Origin of the sequence: Actibacterium ureilyticum, from assembly GCF_002285435.1 — a bacterium.
Classification (GTDB): domain Bacteria; phylum Pseudomonadota; class Alphaproteobacteria; order Rhodobacterales; family Rhodobacteraceae; genus Actibacterium_C; species Actibacterium_C ureilyticum.
The window spans coordinates 1098807-1121703 of record NZ_NSBT01000037.1 but is presented as its reverse complement, the minus strand read 5'-3'; the positions used below and the strand labels follow the sequence as shown (position 1 = coordinate 1121703).

The following is a 22897-nucleotide window of genomic DNA, read 5'->3' as shown; positions in this document are numbered from 1 at the left end:
GTTATTTTCAGCCCTTTTAAAGGCGCATCGCGGCACGGACAAAGTCAAATTGCGCCGAAACCGGGGTGCCGGGTGCTGTCTGTGGGGGATTTACAACGGCTGCGCGGCGGCGTCAGACGCCCAGCCGGTCGCGCAGCGCGAACCAACTCATCGCCAGGATGGCTAGCGGGCTGCGGAAGACCGGGCCGCCGGGAAAGCGCGGGCAGGGCAGCCGCGCCATCAGGTCGAACTGACCGGCTTGTCCGGCCACCGCCTTTGCCAGGATGCGTCCCGCAAGCGTGGCCAGTGCGACCCCGTGGCCGGAATAGCCGCCCGCCGCCCAGACATTGGGGCTGGGATGCGAAAAATGCGGCAGGCGTTTCGTGGTGATCCCCAATGTGCCGCCCCAGGCGTGGTCGATGCCGACACCCGCCAGTTGCGGAAAGACCTGTTCCATCGGCTTGCGCACCGTCGCCGCGATGTCGCGGGGAAACCGCATGCCATAGCTTTCGCCGCCGCCGAACAACAGGCGGCCATCCTCGGACAGGCGGAAATAGTTCACCACGTATTTGCTGTCAGCCACGGCCACATCGCGAGCCAGTATCGCGCCGGGGTCCGCCAGCGGCTTTGTCGCGACGATGAAATTGTTGATGGGCGCGATCCGCGCCGCCTGATCGCGGTCCAGCCCGGTCATGTAGCCGTTGACCGCCAGCACCAGGTGATCGGCCTGAACCTGTCCCTGGCCGGTGCGGAGCTCGACCCTGTCGCCGTGCTGAATGTGATGCACCTCGGACCGCTCGAACAGGCGCGCCCCGGCGTTTTCGGCCGCACGGGCCAGGCCAAAGGCCAGCCGCAGCGGGTGCAGATGCCCCGCGCCCCAATCGACCGATCCGCCGTGATAGAGCGGCGAGCCTACCAGCGCGCGCATCGCGTCGCGGTCCAGAACCTCGACCCGGTCATAGCCGTAATCCGCGGCCAATTTGCGGGCATAACCATGGTTGTGCGGCACGTCCCGGGCGTGGCATTCCGCATGGACGACGCCGGGGCGATAGGCGCAGTCGATATCGTGCCGCGCGATCAGGTCGGCGATCAGCGTCTTGGCCGCTTCGCCAACGCCCCACAGGGCGCGCGCATCGTCGCGGCCCATCCAGCGTTCCAGCACATCCTGTTCCTGACGCTGGCCGGAGCCCACCTGTCCGCCATTGCGCCCCGAGGCACCAAAGCCCACACGCTGTGCCTCGACCAGGATCACATCCATGCCCTGCTCGGCCAGATGCAACGCCGCCGACAGCCCGGTATAGCCGCCGCCGATCACACAGACATCGGCGCGATGCGCGCCTTTCAGCGCGGGATAGGGGCCGGGGGGTGTCGCGGTGGCCGCATACCAGCTTGGGGCATGTTCGCCCGCCCGGTCATTGGCATGCAGGACGTTCATACGTTCAACAGCAGATGTTCCCGCTCCCACGGGCTGATGACCTGAAGGAAGGCGTTGTATTCCAGCGATTTCAGCGCGACATAGACATCACAGAAGGCGGCGCCCAGAACCTCGCGCACCGGCTCGGCCGTTTGCAGCAGGTCGATGGATTCGTTCAGATTGCGCGGGATATCCTCGCGGCTGGCATAGGCATCGCCGGTGAATTCGGCGCGCGGGTTTTCCTGCGCCAGCAGCCCCAGATAGCCGCACGCGAGCGACGCCGCGATGCCCAGATAGGGGTTGCAATCCATCCCCGGCAGACGGTTTTCCACCCGGCGGCTTGCGGCATCCGACACCGGCACGCGCAACCCCGTCGTGCGGTTGTCGCGCCCCCATTCCAGGTTGATCGGCGCGGCGAAATCCGGGACGTAACGGCGATAGCTGTTCACATAGGGCGCCATCAGCGCGGTGACCGACGGCATATGCGTTTGCAGCCCGGCGATGAAATGCAGGAACGCGGGGCTTTCGCCGCCATCTGGCATCGAAAACAGGTTCTGGCCGGTCGCCGTTTCCACCACCGAATGGTGAATATGCATGGCCGATCCCGGCTCGTCCTGAATGGGCTTGGCCATGAAGGTGGCAAAGCAATCGTGGCGCAGCGCTGCCTCGCGGATCAGGCGCTTGAAGAAAAAGATCTCGTCCGCCAGCCGGACCGGGTCGCCATGGCGCAGGTTCATTTCGATCTGGCCCGCGCCGCCTTCTTGCAGGATGCCGTCGATTTCGAACCCCTGCGCCTCGGCGAAGTCATAGATATCGTCGATCACCGGACCGTATTCATCGACCGCCGACATCGAATAGGCCTGGCGCGCGGCGGCGGGGCGGCCCGACCGCCCGATGGGCGGCTGCACCGGCAGGGCAGGGTCTAGGTTGCGGGCGACCAGAAAGAACTCCATCTCGGGCGCGACAACGGGTTTCCACCCCTTGGCCTGATAAAGCGACACCACATGTTTCAGCACGTTGCGCGGGGCATAGGGCACCGGCGTGCCGTCCTGATGGTGGATGTCGTGGATCACCTGCAAGGTCCAGTCCGCCGTCCAGGGCGCGGCGGTGGCGGTGCTGTAATCGGGGGTCAGGATCATGTCGGGTTCGGTGAAGGCCTCGCCCGCGATATCGGCCCAATCGCCGGTGATCGTCTGCAGGAAGATCGAATTGGGCAGATAGAAATGCGTCTGGCGGGCGAATTTACTGGCGGGCATCGCCTTGCCGCGCGCGATACCGGCCACGTCGCTGACGATACATTCGACCTCGTCCAGGCGGCGGCCGTCCAGATAATCCGTCGCCGCCTGCGGCAGCTGCTGCATCCAGTCACTCATCATGGCCCCCACGGGGTTGCAGAAAGAAATCGGCGATCATCGCGCCCACCCGTGGCGCGTCCTCGGCCGGGCTGTGATCGGCCAGAACGCGGTCCAGAAGCGGCTGCGGCACGACATTCATGCCGCGCGTGCGCGCCAGCCCCTGTGTCATCTTGGTACGAAATTCCGGATGCGGCTGAAAGCTGAGCGCGCGGTCGTCATAGGCCAGCGCCGCGTATTGGCAGAAATCGTTCCCGCCCAGAACCTGCGCGTCCGGGGGCAGGTCGACCACCTGATCCTGATGCCAGGCATGCACGCGCATATCCGCCCCGTTGATGCGATAGGTCTGCTTGCCCACCGCCCAGCCGCCGGTGAATTTCTCGACCCGTCCGCCCAGGGCCTGAGCCATGATCTGATGCCCGAAACAGATACCGACCATCGGGACATGGGCGGCATAGGCGTCGCGGATAAAGGTTTCGAGCGGCGGGATGAAGGCATGATCCTCGTACGCGCCATGGCGCGACCCGGTGATCAGCCAGCCATCGGCGTCATGCACGCTGGCGGGAAATTCCATCCCCTCGATATCCCAGTTCTGAAAGTCGAACCCATGCCCGTCCAGCAGGGTCTTGAACATGTCGGGATACGTTCCGTTTTCCGGCAACAGCGGTTCCGGGGCGTGCCCCGTCTGAAGGATACCGATCCGCATCAAACACCAATTGTCATCTGTTTTGCCAAACCCTAGTCCCGGCCCCGGGCGACGGCAAGGGGCCTCAGACGGTGTCGAGGTAAAGCTCCACCCGCTCTTGCGCGGTCAGATCGGCATAGTCGCGCAATTCCTGTTTCTTGGTCAGCACCAGGTTGCGGATCAGCTCGGGCGCGAAGATGCGCGCGCTCCATGGATCGTGGGCAAAGGCGTCGATTGCCGCTTCCCAGGTTTCGGCCAGCCGGGGCAGGTCCAGCTTATAGGCATCGCCGGTGATCGGGGGCGGCGGGTCCTGTGCGTCCTCGATCCCCGCCAGCGCCGCGCCCAGAATGCCCGCCAGCATCAGGTACGGGTTGATGTCGCCCCCCGCGACCCGGTGTTCGATCCGCCGCGCGGCGGGGGCGCCGCCGGGCACGCGAATGGCCGCCGTGCGGTTTTCATAGGCCCAGCAGACGCCGGTGGGCGCATGGGCACCGGGCACCATCCGGTCAAAGCTGTTGCCATGCGGCGCAAACAGCAGGGTCTGCGCCCGCATCGCCGACAGGCACCCGGCCACCGCATGGCGCAGCGCGGGCGTGCCCTTGGGGCCGCCATCGTCGAAGATGTTGCGCCCATCGGCATCCAGCACCGAAAAATGGCTGTGCAGCCCGTTGCCCGCGTAATCGTCATAGGGTTTGGCCATGAAGCTGGCGGCAAAGCCATGGCTGCGGGCCAGCCCCTTGACCAGGATCTTGAACAGCCAGGCATCGTCGGCGGCCTTCAGCGGGTCGGCCTGATGCATCAGGTTAATCTCGAACTGGCCGATCCCGGCCTCGGAAATCGCAGTATCGGCGGGAATGTCCATCGCCGCGCAGGCATCGTAGAGATCGGTAAAGAACGCATCGAACGCGTCCAGCGCCCGAAGCGCTAGCGTATCCGCCCCCGGCCGCCGCTTGCCCGACCGGGGCGAAGGCGGCACGCGCAGCTGCCGCGTGCTGTCGTCGATCAGATAGAATTCCATCTCGGTCGCCACGACCGGCGTCAGCCCGCGTTCGCTGTAGCGTTCGACGACGCGCGCCAGCGCCTGGCGCGGATCCCCGGCAAAGGGCGCACCGTTTTCGTGGAACATCCACAGCGGCAGCAGCGCGGTCGGCGCTTCGAGCCAGGGCATGGGGACGAAGCCGCGCCCGGTGGGTTTCAAAACCCCGTCGGGATCGCCGCTTTCGAACAGAAGCGGACTGTCCTCGATATCCTCGCCCCAGATATCCAGGTTCAGGACCGAAAACGGAAACCGCGTGCCATCGCTTTCCACCTTGATGCCGGAACCGGCGGGCATGCGCTTGCCGCGGGCCTGACCGTTCAGGTCACAGGCCGCGACGCGAATGGTGCGAATTTCGGGGTGATCGTGTAGCCAGCTCATCGGATCAATTGCGGCCGATAGCGCACGCGCCGCCGCGATTCCTTTGGCAGGTGCCGGTTCAGGCGCCGGTTGATCAGCGAAAACAGCCCGATCAGCGTCAGCGTCAGCAGGACGAAATACCCCGCCACGATGGGATAGGCGACGAAGGGGTTGAAGGTCTTGTCCGCGAAATAATTCGCGTAGTAGAGCGCATCGCCTTCCTGTCGCCACGCCGGAAAGCCCGAGAAATAGACCAGCGTCGTGGCATGGAACAGAAAGATCGCCTCGTTGGTATAGGCGGGCCAGGCCAGCCGCAGCATGGTGGGCCAGATCACCCGGCGGAACGTGGTCGCGGGCGACATGCCATACGCCTCGGCCGCTTCGATATCGCCCTTGGGCACGGCGCGCAGCGCGCCAAAGAAGATCTCGGCCGAATAGGCGGCGGTGTTCAGCAGCAGCACGATCAGCGCGCCCGCCCAGGCCTTGGTCAGCCAGCTTGTGGCGACGGTGATTTCCGTGAAACCCAGGTTCAGCGGGATGCCGGCGCGCGGCAGCAGCACGAACGCCTCGTATGCCAAGAAGAACTGGATGAAAAGCGGCGAGCCCCGGAACAGGAAGATGAACCATTCGGCCGGCTTGCGCAGCAGCGGGTTCGCCGCATTGCGCGCCACCGCCAGCCCGACCGCCAGGAAAAAGCCAAGCGCCAACGCGCAGAGCCCGAAATAGAGGTTCCAGATCATCCCCGAACCGATCAGGACGAACTGGTCGCAGACGGTGATGTCGGATCGGGGCAACAGCCGCTCGCCAATGCCGATGGCCCGCAGCGCGTATTCCTGGATGGTCTGGGCGCAACTCATACCGCCGCCTTTCGCTGGGCTTCGCCCGCCATGGTGGCCTGTCCGTGGCTGAGCCGCCGGGTCAGGCGCGCCAGCACGACCTCGCTCACACGGGTCAGCAGCAGATAGAAGACCAGCAGCCCCAGGAAATAATACAGCCGCCAATCGGGGTGCGGATAAGCATAGATCGAGGTTTTCGACCCGCCCAGTTCACGCGCCCAGTAAACGATATCCTCGACCCCCAGCAGGAACAGCAGCGGCGTGGCCTTGATCAGGATCATCCACAGGTTCGACAGGCCGGGCAGGGCATAGATCCACATCTGCGGCACCGTCACCCGCCAGAATGTCTGGCGGTCGGACATGCCATAGGCATGGGCGGTTTCCAGCTGCGCCTTTGGCACGGCCTTCATCGCGCCGCTCAGGACATTGGCGGCAAAGGCGCCATAGACGATGGCAAAGGCCAGAACCGCCAGGCCGAAATTATACGCCTCGTGCACCCATTGCGGGCTGTTCGACAGGGGCAGCTTGGCGGCGGCACAGACCAGAAAATCATTGCCCTGCCGGACCGGTTCGGTCCAGTCGGGGCATTTCACCTGATGGCGCAGCCATTCAAAGCCCTGATCCATTGCGATGGGGACGAACAGGAAAAAGATGATCTCGGGCACGCCGCGCACCATCGCGGTATAGATCTGGCCGAACCAGCGCAGCGGCGGGATGCGCGACCGGGCCGCCGTGGCCCCGACAAAGCCGAAACCCAGCGCCGCCGGTGCGGTGACCAGCAACAGCAGCATCACCGTCCCGAACGAGGCATAGAACGCCAGATGCTTGCCGTTGGTCAGGTAACAGGCAAGCCAGGACAGGCCACTCAGGGTGCTGGGATCGGTGCAGTGCGCGAACATGGAAATAGCGGCGCAAGGCCCGGCGGGGGCCTTGCGCCTGTGTCAGATCAGTAACCGGCGTCCATGCCGTCGAACCATTTGGCGATCATGGCGTTCAGCGTGCCGTCTTCCTTCATCGAGGTGATGGCGGCGTCCAGCTTGCCCTTCAGCTCGGTGTCGGACTCACGCAGGCCCACGCCGATGCCGCTGCCCAGCATGACGTCATCGCCGACAAAGGACAGCGCGCCGCCGGATTCGGCCACGATCGGGTCCAGGAACGCCTTGTCGGCCAGAACCGCGTCGGCCTCGCCGTTTTTGACGGCGGCGATGGTTTCATCCGGCGTGGCGAATTCGACCAGGGTCGCGCCGCTGCTGGCGACGTGGCTGGCCTGGATCGTGCCGGTCTGGGCCGCGACCACACCGCCCATCACGTCGACATCGGACGACACCGCGACATAGGCCGACGGGTCGGGCGGGAAATAGGCCTGGGTGAAGTCGATGACCTCGTCCCGTTCCTCGGTGATGCTCATGCCCGCGATGATGGTGTCATAGTTGGCGCTGACCAGGTTGGGGATGATCGAATCCCATTCGTTGGTCACCCATTCGCAGTTCAGCTCGGCGCGCTTGCACAGCTCGTCGCCCAGCTCGCGTTCGAAGCCGTCGACCTCGCCCGCGTCATTGATGAAGTTGTACGGAGGATACGCGCCCTCGGTGCCCATGCGGGTGACCGAATGGCTTTCCGCCCAGCCCAGACCGGCGGTCAGGGTCAGCGCGGCCGCGCCCAGCAACAGCTTTTTCATATGGATTCTCCCGTGTTGATTTGTGGTTTGGGGCCGCTTGTCATTGCGGCGTTCAGAAACTGTTTCAGCCGTTCCGAATTCGGCGCGGCAAAGACCTCTTCCGGGGTGCCTTCTTCCTCGATCCGGCCCTGATGCAGGAACACGACGCGGTCCGACACGTCGGCCGCCATGCGCATGTCATGTGTCACGATCAGCATCGTGCGCCCCTCGCGGGCCAGGGCCTGGATGACGCGCACGACCTCTTGTTCCAGTTCGGGATCCAGCGCCGATGTCGGTTCGTCGAACAAAAGCGCCCGGGGCTGCATCGCCAGCGCCCGCGCGATCGCGGCACGCTGCTGCTGGCCACCGGAAAGCTGGGCCGGGAACATCTCGCACTTGTCGCCGATGCCCACCTTGTCCAGCAGTTGGCGAGCGCGATCCTCGACCTCGGCCCGGTCCTCGCCCAGGACGGTGACGGGGCACTCCATGACATTCTGCAGGATGGTCATATGGGCCCACAGGTTGAACTGCTGGAACACCATCGACAGGTTGGTGCGGATGCGCCGGACCTGGTTGCGGTCGGCGGGATGCCGGCCCAGGCCCTGACCGCGCCAGCGCACCGGTTCGCCGTCAAACAGAATCTCGCCCTGCTGGCTGTCTTCAAGCAGGTTGGCACAGCGCAACAGCGTGGATTTGCCCGACCCGGACGAGCCGATCAGCGACACCACGTCGCCTTTGTGCGCCGAGATATCGACGCCTTTCAGGACCTCCAGATTGCCAAAGCTCTTGTGAAGATCGCGAATTTCGATGACGGGCGGGTCTGTCGGGGTCACGCAGTCAACTGTGCCTTTTTATTTCCAGTGCAGAGTAGGGCGTAATTTTCGCCCGATTGCAATGTCTGATCCGCCGGTGACGTTCCGGAATTTCGGTTCTGCGGGCGTTCAGACCCGTGGTTGGCAGGGTGACGCGGGAATGGGCAGCGCAAGATAACGCACGCGCTCGGCGGGAACGATGCGGGACATGCCGAGATCGCGGCGATCCTCGGGCGAAAGCTCTGCCAGCGCGGCGTTCATCGCCGCATGAAGCGCGGCGGCATATTGTCCATGCGCGGTGATATAGGGCAGGGCCGGGGTCGCGCTGGTGCGGCCGATGACCTGAAGCCCATCGGCAAAATCGTCCCACCGGGTCATCATCGACCAGCTGACCGCGTCGATGGCCGCCAGATCGGCGCGCCCTTCGGCCACCGCCTGGGCCGATGCGCGATGCGCGCCGGTCTGCACCAGGTTGACGAACTGGAACCCCAGCGCATGTGCCAGCGCCTGTGGCACGGCCCAGCCCGATTGCGACATCGGGTCGTTGAAGGCCATGCGCGCCCGGGCGTAATCGGCCAGCGGGCGCGGGTCATCGTCGGCGCGGATCACGAAAACGCTGTAATATTCGCCCGCCGCACAGCCGGGCAGCCCATGGTCCGGCGCCCCCACCAGCGCCACGTCGTTTTCCAGCGTGGCCCGGAACGGCAGGCCGCAGGTCTGCGCCAGCAGCAGGTCGGGGTCCTGCCACAGCGCCCACAGGTCGGTGCCGGGGTCCAGACGCTCGGGCGCGGCGATATCCTGTTCGGCCAATGCCGCGCGCGTGCGCTGCCACAGGCGGTCATGGGCGCCCTGATTTTCGGGGCGCAGATACATGGGCAGACCGGCAATCATGCGCGTCGCGCTTCGACCCGCTGGCGCGCCAGGTTGCTGTCGCGGTCGTTCACACCCAGCAGGTTCGCCACCAGCCGCAACAGGGCGTCTTCCTCGTGGTCGCGGATGCCGTCGGCCAGCACCACGTCCCAAAGCGCCTCGACCACGGCTTCGCGATCCTCGTAGGGAACGGCATCCTTGATCGCGCGGGTGAAACGCACCGTATCGGGGGCCTCGGCCTCCAGCGTTTCGGCCTGGTGGCGCAGCGTGGCGGCGGCGTCGGGGTCAAGGCCATAGCGGACCGTCAGGATCCGCAGGATCCGGTCGGCCTCTTCGCGGGCATATTCGCCGTCCGAGCGCGCGACCCGCACCAGAAGCGCGGCAAGCGCCAGGCGCGCATCCCCATCGGGAAGCTGTTCGGGTTCGGGCCGGATCAGGCGGGACAGGAAATCAGCAAACATTTCGCACATATAGGTGAGCACAGGGTGCAGGCCAAGCGGCTTTCGGCGCAAGGCGCTGCGAAATGGCGCCCACGCACGCGGCCGGGCGGCCCGCCCCACACGGACCACCCGGCAGATCGCCGCCCCCGGACGATCCCCTAGAACCGCAGTTCCACCGCCAGCGCGGCGCTTGTGGCGCGATAATCATCCTGTCCCAGGCCCGATGTCGCGATTTCGGCGTTCAGGGCGGCGTTTCGGCCCAATTGCCAATCCGCGCCCACGCGCAACCGGGCGCTCGTGCCTTCAAACGCGGTCTTGCCCCCGTCGGTCGCATAGTGATCGACCGCCAGCCCCAGATAGGGGGTCAGGCGCGATGTGCCGTGCGACAGCCCGTTGTAATAGCCCGTGACGCCCAACGAGGCGCGCCCGGTCTGATGCGTGACCGCAGCGACCCGGTTGGCGGCGCTGTCGGTATAGGCATCGCTTTCGGTGCGGAAATACAGCAGGTCGGCCGATGGCTGGATGTCCCAGGCGCCGCGCGTGACCGTCCCGCTCAGCCGCAACTGCGCCAGCAGCCGGCTTGCGTCGAATTCGCCCTCGCTGCGGCCATCGGGCGACAGGCTGTATGCGCCCTGGCCGTAAAGCAGCCGGCCATCCAGAACCAGCGCGCCCCCGTATGCCTTGGCGAAATAGGGGCCGATCATGGCGCCGTGCGCGTCGGCGGTATAGCCGGTGCCGCTGTCATCGGCTTTGTAATCGTCGGCAACCACCATCAGGCCCAGCAGCAGATCGGGCCGCAACAGCAGATCGACACCTGCCGAAACGACATGGGATCGACCCTCGGCCCCGCTGCCCAGCTTCAGTTCCGCGGCGCTCAGGTCGGCCCAGGCCGCCATGCCGTTATCTTCGGTGATAGCCCGGGTGCTGAGCCGCGCGCCGCCGCGATTGGCGGTCACATCGGCGGTGATGCCGCCCGCACCCGTCAGGCGATTGCGCAGATATGGCGTCCGGGGGCCGGTGACCAGGACCGGCAATGCGGTTGCCGCCAGCAGCGCGCCGGTCTCGGCCGTCAGGTCGGATGTGTCCGTGGCGCTGGCCGCGGGCACCGTGTCCTTGGTGACGTTGAACGTACACTGACGCCGACGCGGGGCGACCTCGGCCGGTAACGAGATGTCGTAATCGGGCGAGGCAAAGGTGACGCGCCCGGCGCCGGTATCAATGACCGGCGGTGTCTCGAACGCGGGCGCGACGGGAATGTCGCAGCTGATCGACGACAGCGTCCAGCCCGCGGGCAGAACGATGTCTACCGTCACCGCCAGTGGCGCGGGCGTCGCGGGCGGGTTCCCCGTGGTCGCGGTGCTGGAGCCGACGCTGGGGTTGACGCTGCGCGCCGCACCTGTGCCGCCGGTCGTCGTCACGACCCGCGAGGGCCCGGGCGAGTACTCGAAGGTAAAGGTATCGTCACCGCCGGTGGCATTCACGATGGCGGTCATGGTCGTGGTGACCGCTGCCGCCGGGTTTGTGCCCGCCACCACGGCCAACATGGCGAAAACGGCGGTGCATGTGTTCTTCTGAAACCAGTTCAACATTTATCTATCCATCCCCGCGCCAGCCAGTGGCCAGCGCGCCCAACTTCCCTAACGGAAGGTGAATAAGGGCAGGGTTTTCAGGCTGCACGGAAAAAAGCAGAAACGGTAAATTCTATGAAAAATGTAGCGAATGGCGCCGGATTGTGGCGCGAATCCAGCGCGCGGGCGGAGAAGGGCTGTGGTGCGTTTCTACCATGGCGGGAAACGCGCTTTTCGCCGGGCGAATCTGTCGGCTTCGGGCGGGTTATCCCAGCGGCGGGATTCGGCGGAACAGGATGTCGTCCAGCGCCACGCCGCCCGGATCGGTGTTCAGGATCAAAACGCCCGCAATGTCCGGTGCGCCTGTTTCACGCTGCCAGCCCAGTTCGACAATTGCCGGTGCCAGCCGGTGCGACAGGGTTGCGACCCGCGACCCGTCCCGGCGCAAGAACTGCACGATCAGGCGGCCCGGTTGCGGCCCGGTGCCCAGCGGGGCGGGGTATTGCGCATGCACCCGAAGCCCGACCGCCTGTTGGTCGTGATCGAACAGGATCGCGACCGCGCCCTCGCCCCGGCCGGACAGCAGGGCGAACCCGTCCGGTCCCAGCGGAAACAACGCGTTCGATCCGAACCCCCGGTGAAAGGCCACCGACTGATTGTGCCCGGGCGGGCCGGGGCGCACCGCCAGCGGGCCGGGTCCGGCGGCGCCCGCAATCGTGTCATGGCCGAAGGGGCCTGTGCCGATCCGCTGGCCCAGAAAGTGCTCGCCGATCCGGACACCGTCAAAGCGCAATGTCTGATCCAGGCGAAAGCCGGGCTCGGCCCGGCGGGGCAGCGTGTCGAACGTGACCCGCCCATCCAGCCAGCGTTGCAGATCCGCGTAATCGGCCGGAACGACCGCCTGAGCCCGCGCGGCACCCGGTAACAGCGCCCCGGCCAGCGCCACAACGCGCCCGACCTGCGATGCGAAAGTCGCACCAGCCCGCGCCGCATTTGTGAAATGCCGGCTCAGAAAACGCACAATATTGAGCATTTGTTCAAAAATGACCCGCTCCCCGCCTGGCCTTTGGCAGAAAACCTACGACAACGCGGCGCTGCGCTGCAATACTGGTGCCGTGGAAGAGGTGGTCAGTACCAGGATGTCCGATGCGCGGTAAAGCAGCTGCAATCGGGTCGGCGCAGCGGTTCGCATTCGTGGATGCGACCCGGGGCTTTGCGATTGTCGCGGCGCTTCTGGCGCATGCGATAGATCAGTTTTTCGCGGTCTACATCCCCTATCTGCGGCCGGTTACCCGCATTGCCACACCCACGTTCCTGGTGGTTTTCGGCGTCGTGATCGCCGTGGTCTATATGCGCAAGGCGCGGGACCTGGATGATCTGACGGGGATGCGCACGCGGCTGTTTGCGCGGATGATCACCTGCTATGTGGCCTTTGCGGCGATCAGCTGGGCGGGCTATGTCGGGGACAAGACGCCGCTGGATCAGGTGCTGGATGCAATGCTGATGCTGGACCGGGGCCGGTATTCGTTCATCCTGTTCCTTTACACGATCCTGCTGGCGCTGCTGGGGCTGTTCCTGCCGCTGATCGTGCGGTGGGGGGCGCTGTTCTTTGTGGGCTTTGCGGTGCTGGCCTGGGCGCTGCGCTTTGGTCTGTCGGCGCTGGGCGCGGGCGGCCATCCCACGGCGCAGATGATGTTCGGCCATGCCACGGGATATGGCCCGGCGGTGATGCTGTCGCTGTCGGTCGTGGCGGTCGGCGTCCTGATTGGCGAGGCGCTGCTGAACCGCAGCCGGTGGATCTGGCTTGGCGGGATCTATCTGGCGATGGCGGCGATCCTGGCGGCAACCTTGGCGATGGACGGCCCGTGGCTGTTCTTCGAAGGCGTCACCAAATCCTATCGGTTCGGCAATCACCCGGCCTATTTCGCCTATGGCGTGGCCGGGGCGATGACGGCGCTGGCGCTTTTCTGGTGGCTGGAGCGTCGCGATGTTGCCCCCGGCACGCGCCGGGTGCTGATCGACCTGGGAAAGCGGACCCTGTTTCTTTACACCGCCGGCAATATCGTCCTGAACCTGCTGCCGCTGCACCAGCCCGCCACCGCCGTTTCGATTGCCGAGGTCGCGGTGTTCATGCTGGTGATGTTCGGGATCGCGCTGGATCTGGAGCGGACCGATTCTCGCATCGACCGGGCCGCCAATGGGCTTTTCAGCGCGTTCCAGCGCCAATGGGACCGGTCCACATTGGCACTGGCGCGGGTTGTCACGGCGCCGCGCGGGCGCTGAGCGGCCCTAGACCAGCCGCGAATTGTCCTTGGCCGCGCGCACGAAATCGGCAAACAGCGGATGCGGCGCAAAGGGCTTGGATTTCAGCTCGGGGTGGAATTGCACGCCGATGAACCACGGGTGATCCTGCCATTCCACGATTTCCGGCAGGCGCCCGTCGGGGGACATGCCGGAGAATGTCAGGCCGCAGCCTTCGAGCTGATCGCGATACTTGATGTCGACCTCGTAGCGGTGGCGATGGCGTTCCTCGATCACCGTTTCGCCATAGATCCCGGCGACTTTCGAGCCCTCTTTCAGATGCGCGGTATAGCTGCCCAGCCGCATGGTGCCGCCCTTGTCGTCGCCGACCTTGCGCGTCACCTTGGCGTTGCCCTGCACCCATTCCTTCAGGTGATAGACGACGGGGGTAAAGCGTTTCTTGCCAGCCTCGTGGTCGAATTCCTCGGACCCCGCATCGGCCAGGTCGGCCTTGTTTCGGGCGGCCTCGATCACCGCCATCTGCATGCCCAGGCAGATCCCCAGATAGGGGACCTTGCGCTCGCGCGCGAACTGGGCGGCCTTGATCTTGCCCTCGGTCCCGCGTTCGCCGAAGCCACCGGGCACCAGGATCGCGTGATAACCTTCCAGATAGGGTGCCGCGTCTTCCTTGTCGAAAACCTCGGCATCGACCCATTCGATATTCACCTTCACCCGGTTGGCCATGCCGCCGTGGGTCAGCGCCTCGGCAATGGATTTATAGGCGTCTTCCAGCTGGGTGTATTTGCCGACGATCGCCACGTTCACCTCGCCCTCGGGGTGGAACACGCGGTCATAGACATCTTCCCAGTGGCTCAGGTCGGGCCGAGGCGCGGGCGAGATGTTGAAGGCATCCAGAACCGCCTGGTCCATCCCCTCGCGGTGATAGGCCAGCGGCGCCTCATAGATCGATTTCAGGTCCTGCGCGGCGATCACGCTGTCGGGGCGCACGTTGCAGAACAGCGCCAGCTTCTCGCGCTCTTTGGCGGGGATCGGCCCTTCGGAGCGGCAGACCAGCACATCGGGCGCGATGCCGATGGAACGCAGCTCCTTGACGCTGTGCTGGGTCGGCTTGGTCTTCAGCTCGCCCGATGCGGCGATATAGGGCAGAAGCGTCAGGTGCATGAAGATGCACTGTCCGCGCGGCTTGTCCTGGCTGAACTGGCGGATGGCCTCGAAGAACGGCAGTCCCTCGATATCGCCGACGGTGCCGCCGATTTCGCACAGCATGAAATCGACCTCGTCCTCGCCGATGCTGATGAAATCCTTGATCTCGTTCGTGACGTGGGGAATGACCTGAATCGTCTTGCCCAGGTAATCGCCGCGGCGCTCTTTCTCCAGCACGGTGGAATAGATCCGGCCCGAGCTGACGGAATCGGTCATCCGCGCCGCAACGCCGGTGAAGCGTTCGTAATGGCCCAGGTCCAGGTCGGTCTCGGCGCCGTCGTCGGTGACGAACACCTCGCCATGTTCAAAGGGCGACATCGTGCCCGGATCGACGTTCAGATAAGGGTCCAGCTTGCGCAACCGTACCGAGAATCCGCGTGCCTGCAACAGGGCACCAAGCGCGGCCGAAGCCAGCCCCTTGCCCAATGAAGACACAACACCGCCTGTAATGAAAATGAACCGCGCCATGTGGCTGGCATCCCCCGTGATATCTGGTTTTTCGCTGCGATTCGCGGTTCGCAAAAACCGCAGCATCACGGGAGTCAAAGTGTAACGGATTCGCGCAGGCGCCGCAACACCACCCCAAGATGCTGGGGCAAGTTTTCCGCCCGCAGCTAGTTTTTGTGGTTAGTCGGCCGTCGGGGCCCCGGTCGTGCTGTCGCTGATCGGCGGCAGCAGGTCGTCCGCCGGCAGGGCCGGTGCGGTTTCCTCGACCGCGGGCTGGGTGCCCAGCCGGTCAACGACGGAACCGCCCGCCGAATTCTGCGCCGCGATCACCGTCAGCGCGATCGACGTGCAGATGAACGCGATCGCAAAACCCCATGTCATCTTGCCCAGTGCCGTCGCGGCCTGACGCCCGGTCATGACGCCGCCACCACCGCCGCCGCCACCCATGCCAAGGCCACCGCCTTCGGACCGTTGCAGAAGCACGACGCCGATCAGGCAAAGGGCAAGGATCAGGTGGACGATGAGAATGACGTTTTCCATGGGACCCGGGTTCTGGCGTAAGATGGGCGGTATCTAGGGAAGTTTGCGCCCCGGGGCAAGGGGGCGTTGGCAATGTCGCGCGACGTCGTGGCCCGGGGCGGCGCTATTCCTCGACATCGTCGATATCGACCTGACCCGAAAGCCGCCGCCGGACCAGCGACCAGCTCAGCCCGATCCCCAGCACCGCCGACAGCGCGATGATGCCCAGCCACAGGTTCAGGCGCGGGTTGTCCAGCCGCAGCCAGCCCAGGTCGATCAGCACCCAGATCAGCGCCCCCACCAGTGCCGCGACCAGCAACATCCCGAACGCCCCGATCGACCGCAGCGTCGCGCGCAGATAGATGACATAGCCCACCAGCAGGATCAGCCCCAGCAGCACCGCGACGGGCAGGTTGTCGGGGTAGCCGTCCATCGCCCAGCGGACATAATTCCACTGAGTCGGGTTATAGGTGGCGGTCAGCAGGCCAAAGGCGAACGCCCAGCGCAGCACGATCCCTGTCATCTCGGTTTCCTCTGGTTCTTTGGCGCTTTGGTGCCGGATCGGGGGCAAACTGTCCAGCCCCGGGGCGATTTTCCGGTTTGCGCCGCGCGTCAGGCCCGCTATACCGGCGCGGGTTTTCCAAACAGCAAGGATCTGTCATGGCCAATGTCGTTGTCGTCGGTGCCCAGTGGGGCGACGAAGGAAAAGGCAAGATCGTGGACTGGCTTTCGGAACGCGCCGATGTGATCGCGCGGTTCCAGGGCGGCCACAACGCGGGCCACACGCTGGTGATCGATGGTGAGGTCTTTAAGCTGAACGCGCTGCCCTCGGGCGTGGTGCGCGGCGGCAAGCTGTCGGTCATTGGCAATGGCGTGGTGCTGGACCCCTGGCACCTGGTGAAAGAGATCGCCTCGATCCGGCAGCAGGGGGTCGAGATCACACCCGAAACCCTGATGATCGCCGAAAACACGCCGCTGATCCTGCCGATCCATGGTGAACTGGATCGCGCGCGCGAGGAAGCCGCCAGCAAGGGCACCAAGATCGGCACCACCGGTCGCGGCATCGGCCCGGCATACGAGGACAAGGTGGGCCGCCGGTCGGTCCGCGTGGCCGATCTGGCCGACCCCGCCACGCTCGAGGCGCGGGTTGATCGCGCGCTGCAGCACCACGACCCGCTGCGCAAGGGGCTGGGAATCGAAGCCGTCGACCGCGACGCGCTGATCGCCCAGCTGCGCGAGATCGCGCCGCAGATCCTGCCCTTTGCCGCCCCGGTCTGGAAGGTGCTGAACGAAAAGCGCAAGGCGGGCAAACGCATCCTGTTCGAAGGGGCGCAAGGCGCGCTGCTGGACATCGATTTCGGCACCTATCCCTTCGTCACCTCGTCGAATGTGATCGCCGGGCAGGCGGCGACGGGCGTGGGCATCGGCCCCGGCGCGATCGATTTCGTGCTGGGCATCGTCAAGGCCTATACCACCCGCGTGGGCGAGGGGCCGTTCCCGACAGAGCTGGACGATGCCGATGGGCAGCGTCTGGGCGAACGCGGTCACGAGTTTGGCACCGTCACCGGGCGCAAGCGCCGCTGTGGCTGGTTTGATGCCTGTCTGGTGCGCCAGACCTGTGCGACCAGCGGGGTCAACGGCATTTCGCTGACCAAGCTCGATGTGCTGGACGGGTTCGAAACGCTGAAGATCTGTGTGGGCTACGATCTGGATGGCACGCGGCTGGATTACCTGCCCACTGCCGCCGATCAACAGGCGCGCTGCACGCCCATCTACGAGGAAATGCCCGGATGGTCGGAATCGACCGAGGGCGCGCGCAGTTGGGCCGACCTGCCGGCCGAGGCGATCAAATACGTTCGCCGCGTCGAAGAGCTGATCGAATGCCCCGTGGCGCTGCTGTCGACCAGCCCCGAGCGTGACGATACGATCCTTGTCACCGACCCGTTCGCCGACTGATGCCGCTCAGCTATAAATCCCGCCGCCGCTGGGCGCTGCTGATCCTGCTGATCGGTCTGCCGCTTTATATCGTGGTGGCGGTGACGCTGATGAACCTGCTGTTTCCCGACCCGCTGGCGCCGCCGCCGTTTCTGGCCGAGCTTGCGATCTATATCGGGTTGGGGATTCTGTGGGCTTTGCCGTTCAAGTTCATCTTTCGCGGCGTGGGCCAAGCCGACCCGCAGGCGGAGGCTGCCAACGAAAAAGGGGAAGACGGCTGATCCGTCTTCCCCGACAACTCGTCACACGGAACGCAGTGTTCCGCCTTGAGCTCAATTACGTTCTTACCTCATAAAGCGCGAGCTTTGCGAAATCGTAAACTGGCCGCGCTTGAGTTTCTCGATCTTGCCCAGACGCAGCAGCGTGCCAAAGGCGCGCAGCCCGTCTTCGCGATCCAGCGTGCCGTCGGGGCCGTCGAATTCCGTCACCAGCTTCATGATGTCCGGGCGCGAGAACGCGGCCGTATCGCCCTTGGCCAGATAGGCCGCGGCGGCTTCGACCAGATCATTGGCGTCCTCGACCTTGGCGGTTTCGACGAAACTCGCGAAATCCGGGACGGCGCCATCTTCGCTGGAGGTGTCGCCAAAGGCGTCTTCTTCCTCGGGCAGCGCCTTGAACGCCAGATTGCCCTTGGTGACCCGGCGCGGGCGCACCACGCCGCCTTCTGCAGCGGGTTTGATCTGATCGACACGCTGCGCTGACACCAGCATCAGCGGCGGCATTGCGGCATCTTCCGTTCCGGCGACCGGCGCGTCGGCATCGTCTTCGGCGGCCGGACCGGCCTCCTTGGCCCCGGCGGCGGACGGGCGGACGACCTCGGCCAGGTCCTGGCGATAGGCGTCTTTTTCAGCCTCGGCCTCGGCGTCGCGGCTCGATTTCGGCTTCAGCCGACGTTCGGCCACGGTGGCGGCAACAGCGGCTTTCAGATGCGCGATGGCCGACCGGCGGCGGCGATGCTCGGGGCCGTCCAGCTTGCTGTTGGTTTCCTCCAGCAGGCGCGAGACTGCGACCTCTTCCTCTTCGGGGCTGGCGGGTTTCATCCGGTCGCGGCGGGGCGCTTCGGCGGCGGGTGCCTCTTCGGGTAAGTCCACCGCTTCGGGTTCGTGTTCAACCTCGGCTTCGTCCACGGCCTCGGGCGCGTCGGCTGTTTCCGGCGCGTCCTCGGGCTCCGCTTCGGTCGCGGTTTCGGCTTCGGTGTCGTCCTCGGCCAGTTCCGCCAGCAGATCGCTTTCGTCCTCGTCCGAGAGGTCGGTGATCCGGGCCTCTTCCTCGTGGGTGTCGGTGTCGATGCCCAGCGCCAGCGACAGGGCGGGGGAAGCAGGCGCCTCGGCCTTGAACCCGTCCTGCGCCTCGGGCGGGGCAACCTTCATCACGCGGGCGCGGGCCCGCTCAAGCGCCTGGCGGGCATTGTCCGTTTTGGCGCGGCGGTCGATGCGCCAGTCGTCGACCCGTGCCACCGGTGCCGCCTCGGCGGTCTCTTCGGGTGCCGTGTCGTCCTCGGCCGCGTCGGTGATGCCCAGATCGGCATTCATCCACGCGTCATCCGTGGCCTCGTCCGACATCTCGGTTTCGTCGGTATCATCGGCGGCCAGCCCGTCCAGCACGGCGGCCAGATCGTCGGCGCTGTCGTCATCCTCAAACGCCTGATCCGCGTCCAGATCATCCTCGTAAAGCGCCTCTTCGGTCTCCTCGACCGGGGCGCCCAGCAGCGCCTGCAGGGCGGCTTCGGCGTCGACATCTTCTGCGGTGTCTTCTTCCGGGGCGTCCTGATCGTCGCTGACAAGCTTCAGAACGCCGCTGGCCAGGTCAAAATCGGCCGCTTCATCCACGTCCGTCGTGTCCTCGGCGGTTTCGGGGGCGTCGAAATCGGCCTCTTCGGCGACGGCGTTCAGGATGGCATCCTCTTGCAGGAAATCCATGTCCTGATCGTCTGCTTCCGCCGCGTCCGCGTCCGCGTCTGCGTCGGAGTTGTCGTCGACCGCCTTCAGGGCTTCGGCGATGTCGATCTCTTCTTCGACCTCGGTGTCCTCATCGCTTTCCGCGACCGGCTCGGGGGCTTGCTCTTCCTCGATCTCCTCGACCGGCGCGGTTTCGGCCACGATCTCTTCGGGTTCTTCGGGGGGCAGGGTCTCTTCGACCTCTTCCACCGGGGCCTCGGCGACGGGCTCGTCCTCGACCGTCTCGGCGATCTCTTCGACGGGGGCGGGCGCTTCGGCGGCTTTTTCTGGGGCGGCGACGAGGGCCGGGTCGGGCTGGATGCCGGGATCGGTGGGCGCAACGAAGCTTTGCGGGGTGTTCATCCCGAAATCTTCTTCCTCGACCGGGGTTGCGGCGCGGGCGGTGTCGACAACGGCGCGGATGCGCGCCAGCTTGGCCGCGACCGAGCCGGAATCGTCGAATTGCGGTGCGGCGGGGGCCGCTGCTGCGGGGGGCGTTTCGACGGGGGCTGCCGGTGCGGGCGCGGGCGTTGCCGGCGCGGCGCTCAGGCCGGGGGCATCGGCATCCGCGCGCAGCACGATGCTGTCATTCTCGACGCGGGCCTCGACCCGCTTGCGGACCTCGCGCTCGGCAATGCGTTGCAGCATCTCGGCGTCGGGGGTTGGCGGCTCTGCCCCGAAATAGCGGTCATCCGCTGCCAGGTCGCGAAAATACTCCGCAATCGCTTTCATCGTCTCAAAGGAATCATCAAAACCCTCCAACGTGCACGAGAACGTGCCGTAAGAGACCGTCAGAATCTTATTCGCTCCAATCATGAGCCGCTCACTTTCTTCACAATCCAGCAACAGTGTGTTTACCACAGGTTGGTTCTGGAAATTGAACAGAACTGGGAAAATTGGGGGATTTAATCATGTTCAGATTGTGGCGAGATTCAGTTTGCCCCAAATTGGGGGGATGACGGAATATGTTGTGCATTCCCCCGATATGGTCACCATCCTAGGGGCCGCAGAGACCTCGGCCAGCGATCTGGAGCAGGCTTTGACCATGGCACCGACCCTGATTGCGGCAGATGGGGGGGCCGATTTCGCGCTGAAACACGGCCATATGCCCGATTTGGTGATCGGCGACTTCGATTCGTTATCGCAGAACGCCCGGCAACAGCTTGGCGCACAACGACTTCTGGCGATTGCCGAACAGGACAGCACCGATTTCGACAAATGTCTGAGCCGCGTGCGGGCGAAGCTGGTTCTGGGGCTTGGCTTTCTGGGCACCCGGCTGGATCACACGCTGTCGGTGCTGAACGGGCTGACGCGCTGTCCCGGACAGCCCTGCCTGTTGATCGGACCGCATGACGTTGCGTTCCTGTGCCCGCCGGAGCTGCAGATCACCCTGCCGGTCGGTTCGCGCCTGTCGCTGTTTCCGCTGGGGCCGGTGCGGGGGCGGTCCAGCGGCCTGCACTGGCCGGTGGATGGGATCGATTTTGCGCCCGATGGCCGCATCGGCACGTCGAACCGGGTGGCGGATACCGATGTGACCCTGAATTTCGACGCGCCAAGGATGGTGGTGCTTCTACCGCGGGCGGCGAAGCTGGCGGCGGTCAGCGCGCTGATCGGTGAAGACGACGCTCTCGCAGAATGACGTAAAGCCCCGCGGCAACCGTGACGGCGATCCCCGCCAGCGCCATTCCGTCGGGAAAGTCGCGAAAGATCCACCAGCCGTAAAGCGTCGCGATGGGGATCTCCAGGTACTGCATCGGCGCCAGCGTGGCCCCGGGCGCAAAGCGCAGCGACCAGGTCATCAGCAGATGCGCCGCCGTGCCCAAGGCCCCCAGCAGCAATATCAACGCCCAGCCCGCCGGATCGGGCATGTGCGGCGCGGCGCCGGGCAACAGACCCGCCCCCGTCAGCACCAGCAGCGGCACCAGCAAAGCCGAGGCTATGACACCGCTGAGCATCTGCAGGCCGACCGGGTCGGTCTCTTTGGCGATCATGCGCGTGACCAGCATGAACAGCGCAAAGGTGACCGCCACCCCCAGCGGCCACAGCGCGGCCAGCCCCACATCGGCAAAGTTCGGGCGGATCACCATCAGCGTGCCGGCAAACCCCACCGCACAGGCCGACAGCCGGTGCAGCCCCACCTGTTCGTTCAGAAACAGCCGCCCCAGCGCCAGCATCAGGAAGGGCATGACAAAGGCGATGGCGATGGCATCGGCCAGCGGCAGAAAGCGCAGCCCTGTGAACATCGCACCGATCCCCGCGATGTGCAGGACGGTGCGCAGCGCGATCAGCCGCAACAGCCGTGGCGAGCGGGGCAGCGGCACGCGCGATACCACCACAAGCGGCGCCAGCAGCAGCGCCTGGATCAGGAAACGCGCCACCAGCAATTGCAGCATTGGCTGGGTCTGGCCCAGGAATTTCGCGATGGAATCCCCCAGCGGCGCCAGAACGCAGAATCCCGTCATCAGGGCGATCCCCAGGGCGGGGCGGTCGGCATGGGCTGGATGTGTCATCGGACCCGTGAAAAGATGCAAAACGCCCGGTAGGGTCGCGCCGGGCGGTTGCGGGGTCAAGCCGTTTCGGGCGCGCTCAGCTCAGATGCGCCGCGAAATGGTTCAGCGTCCGTTCCCAGGCCAGGGCGGCGGCCTCGGCGTCATAACGGGGCGTGGTGTCATTGTGGAACCCGTGATTGACGCCCTCGTAAATGAACGCCTCATAGGTTTTGCCGTTTTCCTTCAGCGCGGCCTCATAGGCGGGCCAGCCCGCATTGATCCGCTCGTCCAGGCCCGCGTAATGCAACATCAGCGGGGCGTTGATGCGCGGCACCGATGCGGCGTCGGGCTGGCGGCCATAGAACGGGACCGATGCCGCCATTTCCGGGAACGCCACAGCAAGCGCATTGCACACCCCACCGCCATAGCAGAAGCCGACCGCGCCGACCTTGCCGGTCGACCCCTCGTGGGTCAGCAAGTGGTCGAACCCGGCAAAGAAATCGTTCATCAGCTTTTCGGGATCCAGCTGGCGCTGCATCTCGCGTCCCTGATCGTCATTGCCGGGATAGCCGCCCAGCGGGGTCAGCCCATCGGGGCCAAGCGCCAGGTACCCGGCCTTGGCCGTGCGCCGCACCAGGTCCTCGATATAGGGGTTCAGGCCGCGGTTCTCGTGCACCACCAGCACCGCGGGCAGGGGGCCGGTTGCGCCCGCCGGTTTGGCCATCAGCCCGCCAATCTGCCCATGGCCATCGGGGCTGTCATAGGTCACGCGCATGGTTTCGATATCGGGATCGTCCGGCGCCACCTGCTGGGCCAGCGCATAATTGGGTTGCAGGCTTTCCAGAACCGCGGCGGCGGTCACGCCCGCGGCCAGATAGCGCCCGGCGCTGGACAGGAAATCGCGCTTGGACATCTTGCCATGCACGTATCCGTCGTAAAGCTCCAGAATGCGGGGGTGAAAATCACTGGCCTTCAAGCGTTGCATTGCATGTCCTCCGGGCTGAGCAATACCTGAAAGGATAGCACGGCTTGCGCC

General features: G+C 65.4%; 22 protein-coding genes. 4 read left to right on the top strand and 18 right to left on the bottom strand.

Features of this window, described 5'->3' with window-relative positions; all coding sequences use genetic code 11:
- Nucleotides 1–112 precede the first annotated feature (112 nt).
- The 12 genes from CLM60_RS18615 to CLM60_RS18560 all read right to left on the bottom strand — a co-directional run bounded on the left by CLM60_RS18615 (nt 113) and on the right by CLM60_RS18560 (nt 12030).
- Nucleotides 113–1414, bottom strand: coding sequence for an NAD(P)/FAD-dependent oxidoreductase (locus tag CLM60_RS18615; protein ID WP_095590567.1), 1302 nt, complete (start codon nt 1412–1414; stop codon nt 113–115).
- Nucleotides 1411–2766 (bottom strand): glutamine synthetase family protein, encoded by a 1356-nt coding sequence (locus CLM60_RS18610; protein ID WP_095590566.1) that lies wholly within the window; start codon nt 2764–2766, stop codon nt 1411–1413. The genes CLM60_RS18615 and CLM60_RS18610 overlap by 4 nt, the downstream gene beginning before the upstream one ends.
- The gene (locus tag CLM60_RS18605; protein ID WP_095590565.1) at nt 2759–3451 is read right to left on the bottom strand and encodes a type 1 glutamine amidotransferase; all 693 of its coding nucleotides are present in this window, start codon (nt 3449–3451) and stop codon (nt 2759–2761) included. Before CLM60_RS18605 ends, CLM60_RS18610 begins: the two co-directional genes overlap by 8 nt.
- A gap of 64 nt (nt 3452–3515) precedes the next feature.
- Complete coding sequence (locus CLM60_RS18600; RefSeq protein WP_095590564.1) at nt 3516–4847, bottom strand: glutamine synthetase family protein; 1332 nt, start codon at nt 4845–4847, stop codon at nt 3516–3518.
- Nucleotides 4844–5683 carry an ABC transporter permease gene (locus tag CLM60_RS18595; protein WP_095590563.1) on the bottom strand — a complete coding sequence of 280 codons (840 nt, stop codon included), beginning with the start codon at nt 5681–5683 and terminating at the stop codon, nt 4844–4846. The genes CLM60_RS18600 and CLM60_RS18595 overlap by 4 nt, the downstream gene beginning before the upstream one ends.
- Nucleotides 5680–6561 carry an ABC transporter permease gene (locus CLM60_RS18590; protein WP_095590562.1) on the bottom strand — a complete coding sequence of 294 codons (882 nt, stop codon included), beginning with the start codon at nt 6559–6561 and terminating at the stop codon, nt 5680–5682. The genes CLM60_RS18595 and CLM60_RS18590 overlap by 4 nt, the downstream gene beginning before the upstream one ends.
- Before the next feature lie 47 nt (nt 6562–6608).
- Nucleotides 6609–7340, bottom strand: coding sequence for a transporter substrate-binding domain-containing protein (locus tag CLM60_RS18585; RefSeq protein WP_095590561.1), 732 nt, complete (start codon nt 7338–7340; stop codon nt 6609–6611).
- Entirely contained in the window at nt 7337–8152 is an 816-nt protein-coding gene (locus CLM60_RS18580) for an ABC transporter ATP-binding protein (RefSeq protein ID WP_095590560.1), read from the bottom strand. Before CLM60_RS18580 ends, CLM60_RS18585 begins: the two co-directional genes overlap by 4 nt.
- A 108-nt stretch (nt 8153–8260) precedes the next feature.
- A complete protein-coding gene (locus CLM60_RS18575) occupies nt 8261–9022 on the bottom strand; it encodes a phosphate/phosphite/phosphonate ABC transporter substrate-binding protein (protein WP_095590559.1) in 762 nt (253 codons plus the stop codon).
- Entirely contained in the window at nt 9019–9462 is a 444-nt protein-coding gene (locus tag CLM60_RS18570) for a tellurite resistance TerB family protein (protein WP_095590786.1), read from the bottom strand. Before CLM60_RS18570 ends, CLM60_RS18575 begins: the two co-directional genes overlap by 4 nt.
- Nucleotides 9463–9599: 137 nt before the next feature.
- Nucleotides 9600–11030, bottom strand: coding sequence for an autotransporter outer membrane beta-barrel domain-containing protein (locus tag CLM60_RS18565; protein WP_095590558.1), 1431 nt, complete (start codon nt 11028–11030; stop codon nt 9600–9602).
- A 244-nt stretch (nt 11031–11274) separates the two neighbouring features.
- Nucleotides 11275–12030 (bottom strand): hypothetical protein, encoded by a 756-nt coding sequence (locus CLM60_RS18560; RefSeq protein ID WP_141246557.1) that lies wholly within the window; start codon nt 12028–12030, stop codon nt 11275–11277.
- A gap of 125 nt (nt 12031–12155) precedes the next feature.
- Between CLM60_RS18560 and CLM60_RS18555 the strand changes: the two genes are divergently transcribed.
- Nucleotides 12156–13292 carry a hypothetical protein gene (locus tag CLM60_RS18555; protein ID WP_095590556.1) on the top strand — a complete coding sequence of 379 codons (1137 nt, stop codon included), beginning with the start codon at nt 12156–12158 and terminating at the stop codon, nt 13290–13292.
- Between the two features lie 6 nt (nt 13293–13298).
- Here the strand turns inward: CLM60_RS18555 and CLM60_RS18550 are convergent, their stop codons facing one another.
- The 3 genes from CLM60_RS18550 to CLM60_RS18540 all read right to left on the bottom strand — a co-directional run bounded on the left by CLM60_RS18550 (nt 13299) and on the right by CLM60_RS18540 (nt 15963).
- The gene (locus CLM60_RS18550) at nt 13299–14942 is read right to left on the bottom strand and encodes a CTP synthase (RefSeq protein WP_095590555.1); all 1644 of its coding nucleotides are present in this window, start codon (nt 14940–14942) and stop codon (nt 13299–13301) included.
- A 159-nt stretch (nt 14943–15101) separates the two neighbouring features.
- Entirely contained in the window at nt 15102–15461 is a 360-nt protein-coding gene (gene secG / locus CLM60_RS18545; protein ID WP_095590554.1) for a preprotein translocase subunit SecG, read from the bottom strand.
- A gap of 103 nt (nt 15462–15564) precedes the next feature.
- A complete protein-coding gene (locus CLM60_RS18540; RefSeq protein ID WP_095590785.1) occupies nt 15565–15963 on the bottom strand; it encodes a DUF6524 family protein in 399 nt (132 codons plus the stop codon).
- 137 nt (nt 15964–16100) lie between these two features.
- On the opposite strand from CLM60_RS18540, the gene CLM60_RS18535 reads away from it, so the two are divergent.
- Together CLM60_RS18535 and CLM60_RS18530 are read left to right on the top strand one after the other, a co-directional pair.
- Complete coding sequence (locus tag CLM60_RS18535; protein WP_095590553.1) at nt 16101–17396, top strand: adenylosuccinate synthase; 1296 nt, start codon at nt 16101–16103, stop codon at nt 17394–17396.
- Complete coding sequence (locus CLM60_RS18530) at nt 17396–17656, top strand: DUF2842 domain-containing protein (protein WP_095590552.1); 261 nt, start codon at nt 17396–17398, stop codon at nt 17654–17656. Before CLM60_RS18535 ends, CLM60_RS18530 begins: the two co-directional genes overlap by 1 nt.
- 63 nt (nt 17657–17719) lie before the next feature.
- On the opposite strand, the gene CLM60_RS18525 is transcribed toward CLM60_RS18530, so the two are convergent.
- On the bottom strand, nt 17720–20188 hold the full coding sequence (locus tag CLM60_RS18525) for a hypothetical protein (RefSeq protein WP_141246556.1): 2469 nt from the start codon (nt 20186–20188) through the stop codon (nt 17720–17722).
- Between the two features lie 139 nt (nt 20189–20327).
- Between CLM60_RS18525 and CLM60_RS18520 the strand changes: the two genes are divergently transcribed.
- Nucleotides 20328–21011 (top strand): thiamine diphosphokinase, encoded by a 684-nt coding sequence (locus tag CLM60_RS18520; protein WP_095590550.1) that lies wholly within the window; start codon nt 20328–20330, stop codon nt 21009–21011.
- Here the strand turns inward: CLM60_RS18520 and CLM60_RS18515 are convergent.
- Together CLM60_RS18515 and yghX are read right to left on the bottom strand one after the other, a co-directional pair.
- Nucleotides 20971–21882 carry a DMT family transporter gene (locus CLM60_RS18515; protein ID WP_095590784.1) on the bottom strand — a complete coding sequence of 304 codons (912 nt, stop codon included), beginning with the start codon at nt 21880–21882 and terminating at the stop codon, nt 20971–20973. The genes CLM60_RS18520 and CLM60_RS18515 overlap by 41 nt on opposite strands.
- Before the next feature lie 76 nt (nt 21883–21958).
- The gene (gene yghX, locus CLM60_RS18510; protein WP_095590549.1) at nt 21959–22846 is read right to left on the bottom strand and encodes a YghX family hydrolase; all 888 of its coding nucleotides are present in this window, start codon (nt 22844–22846) and stop codon (nt 21959–21961) included.
- Nucleotides 22847–22897: the final 51 nt, after the last annotated feature.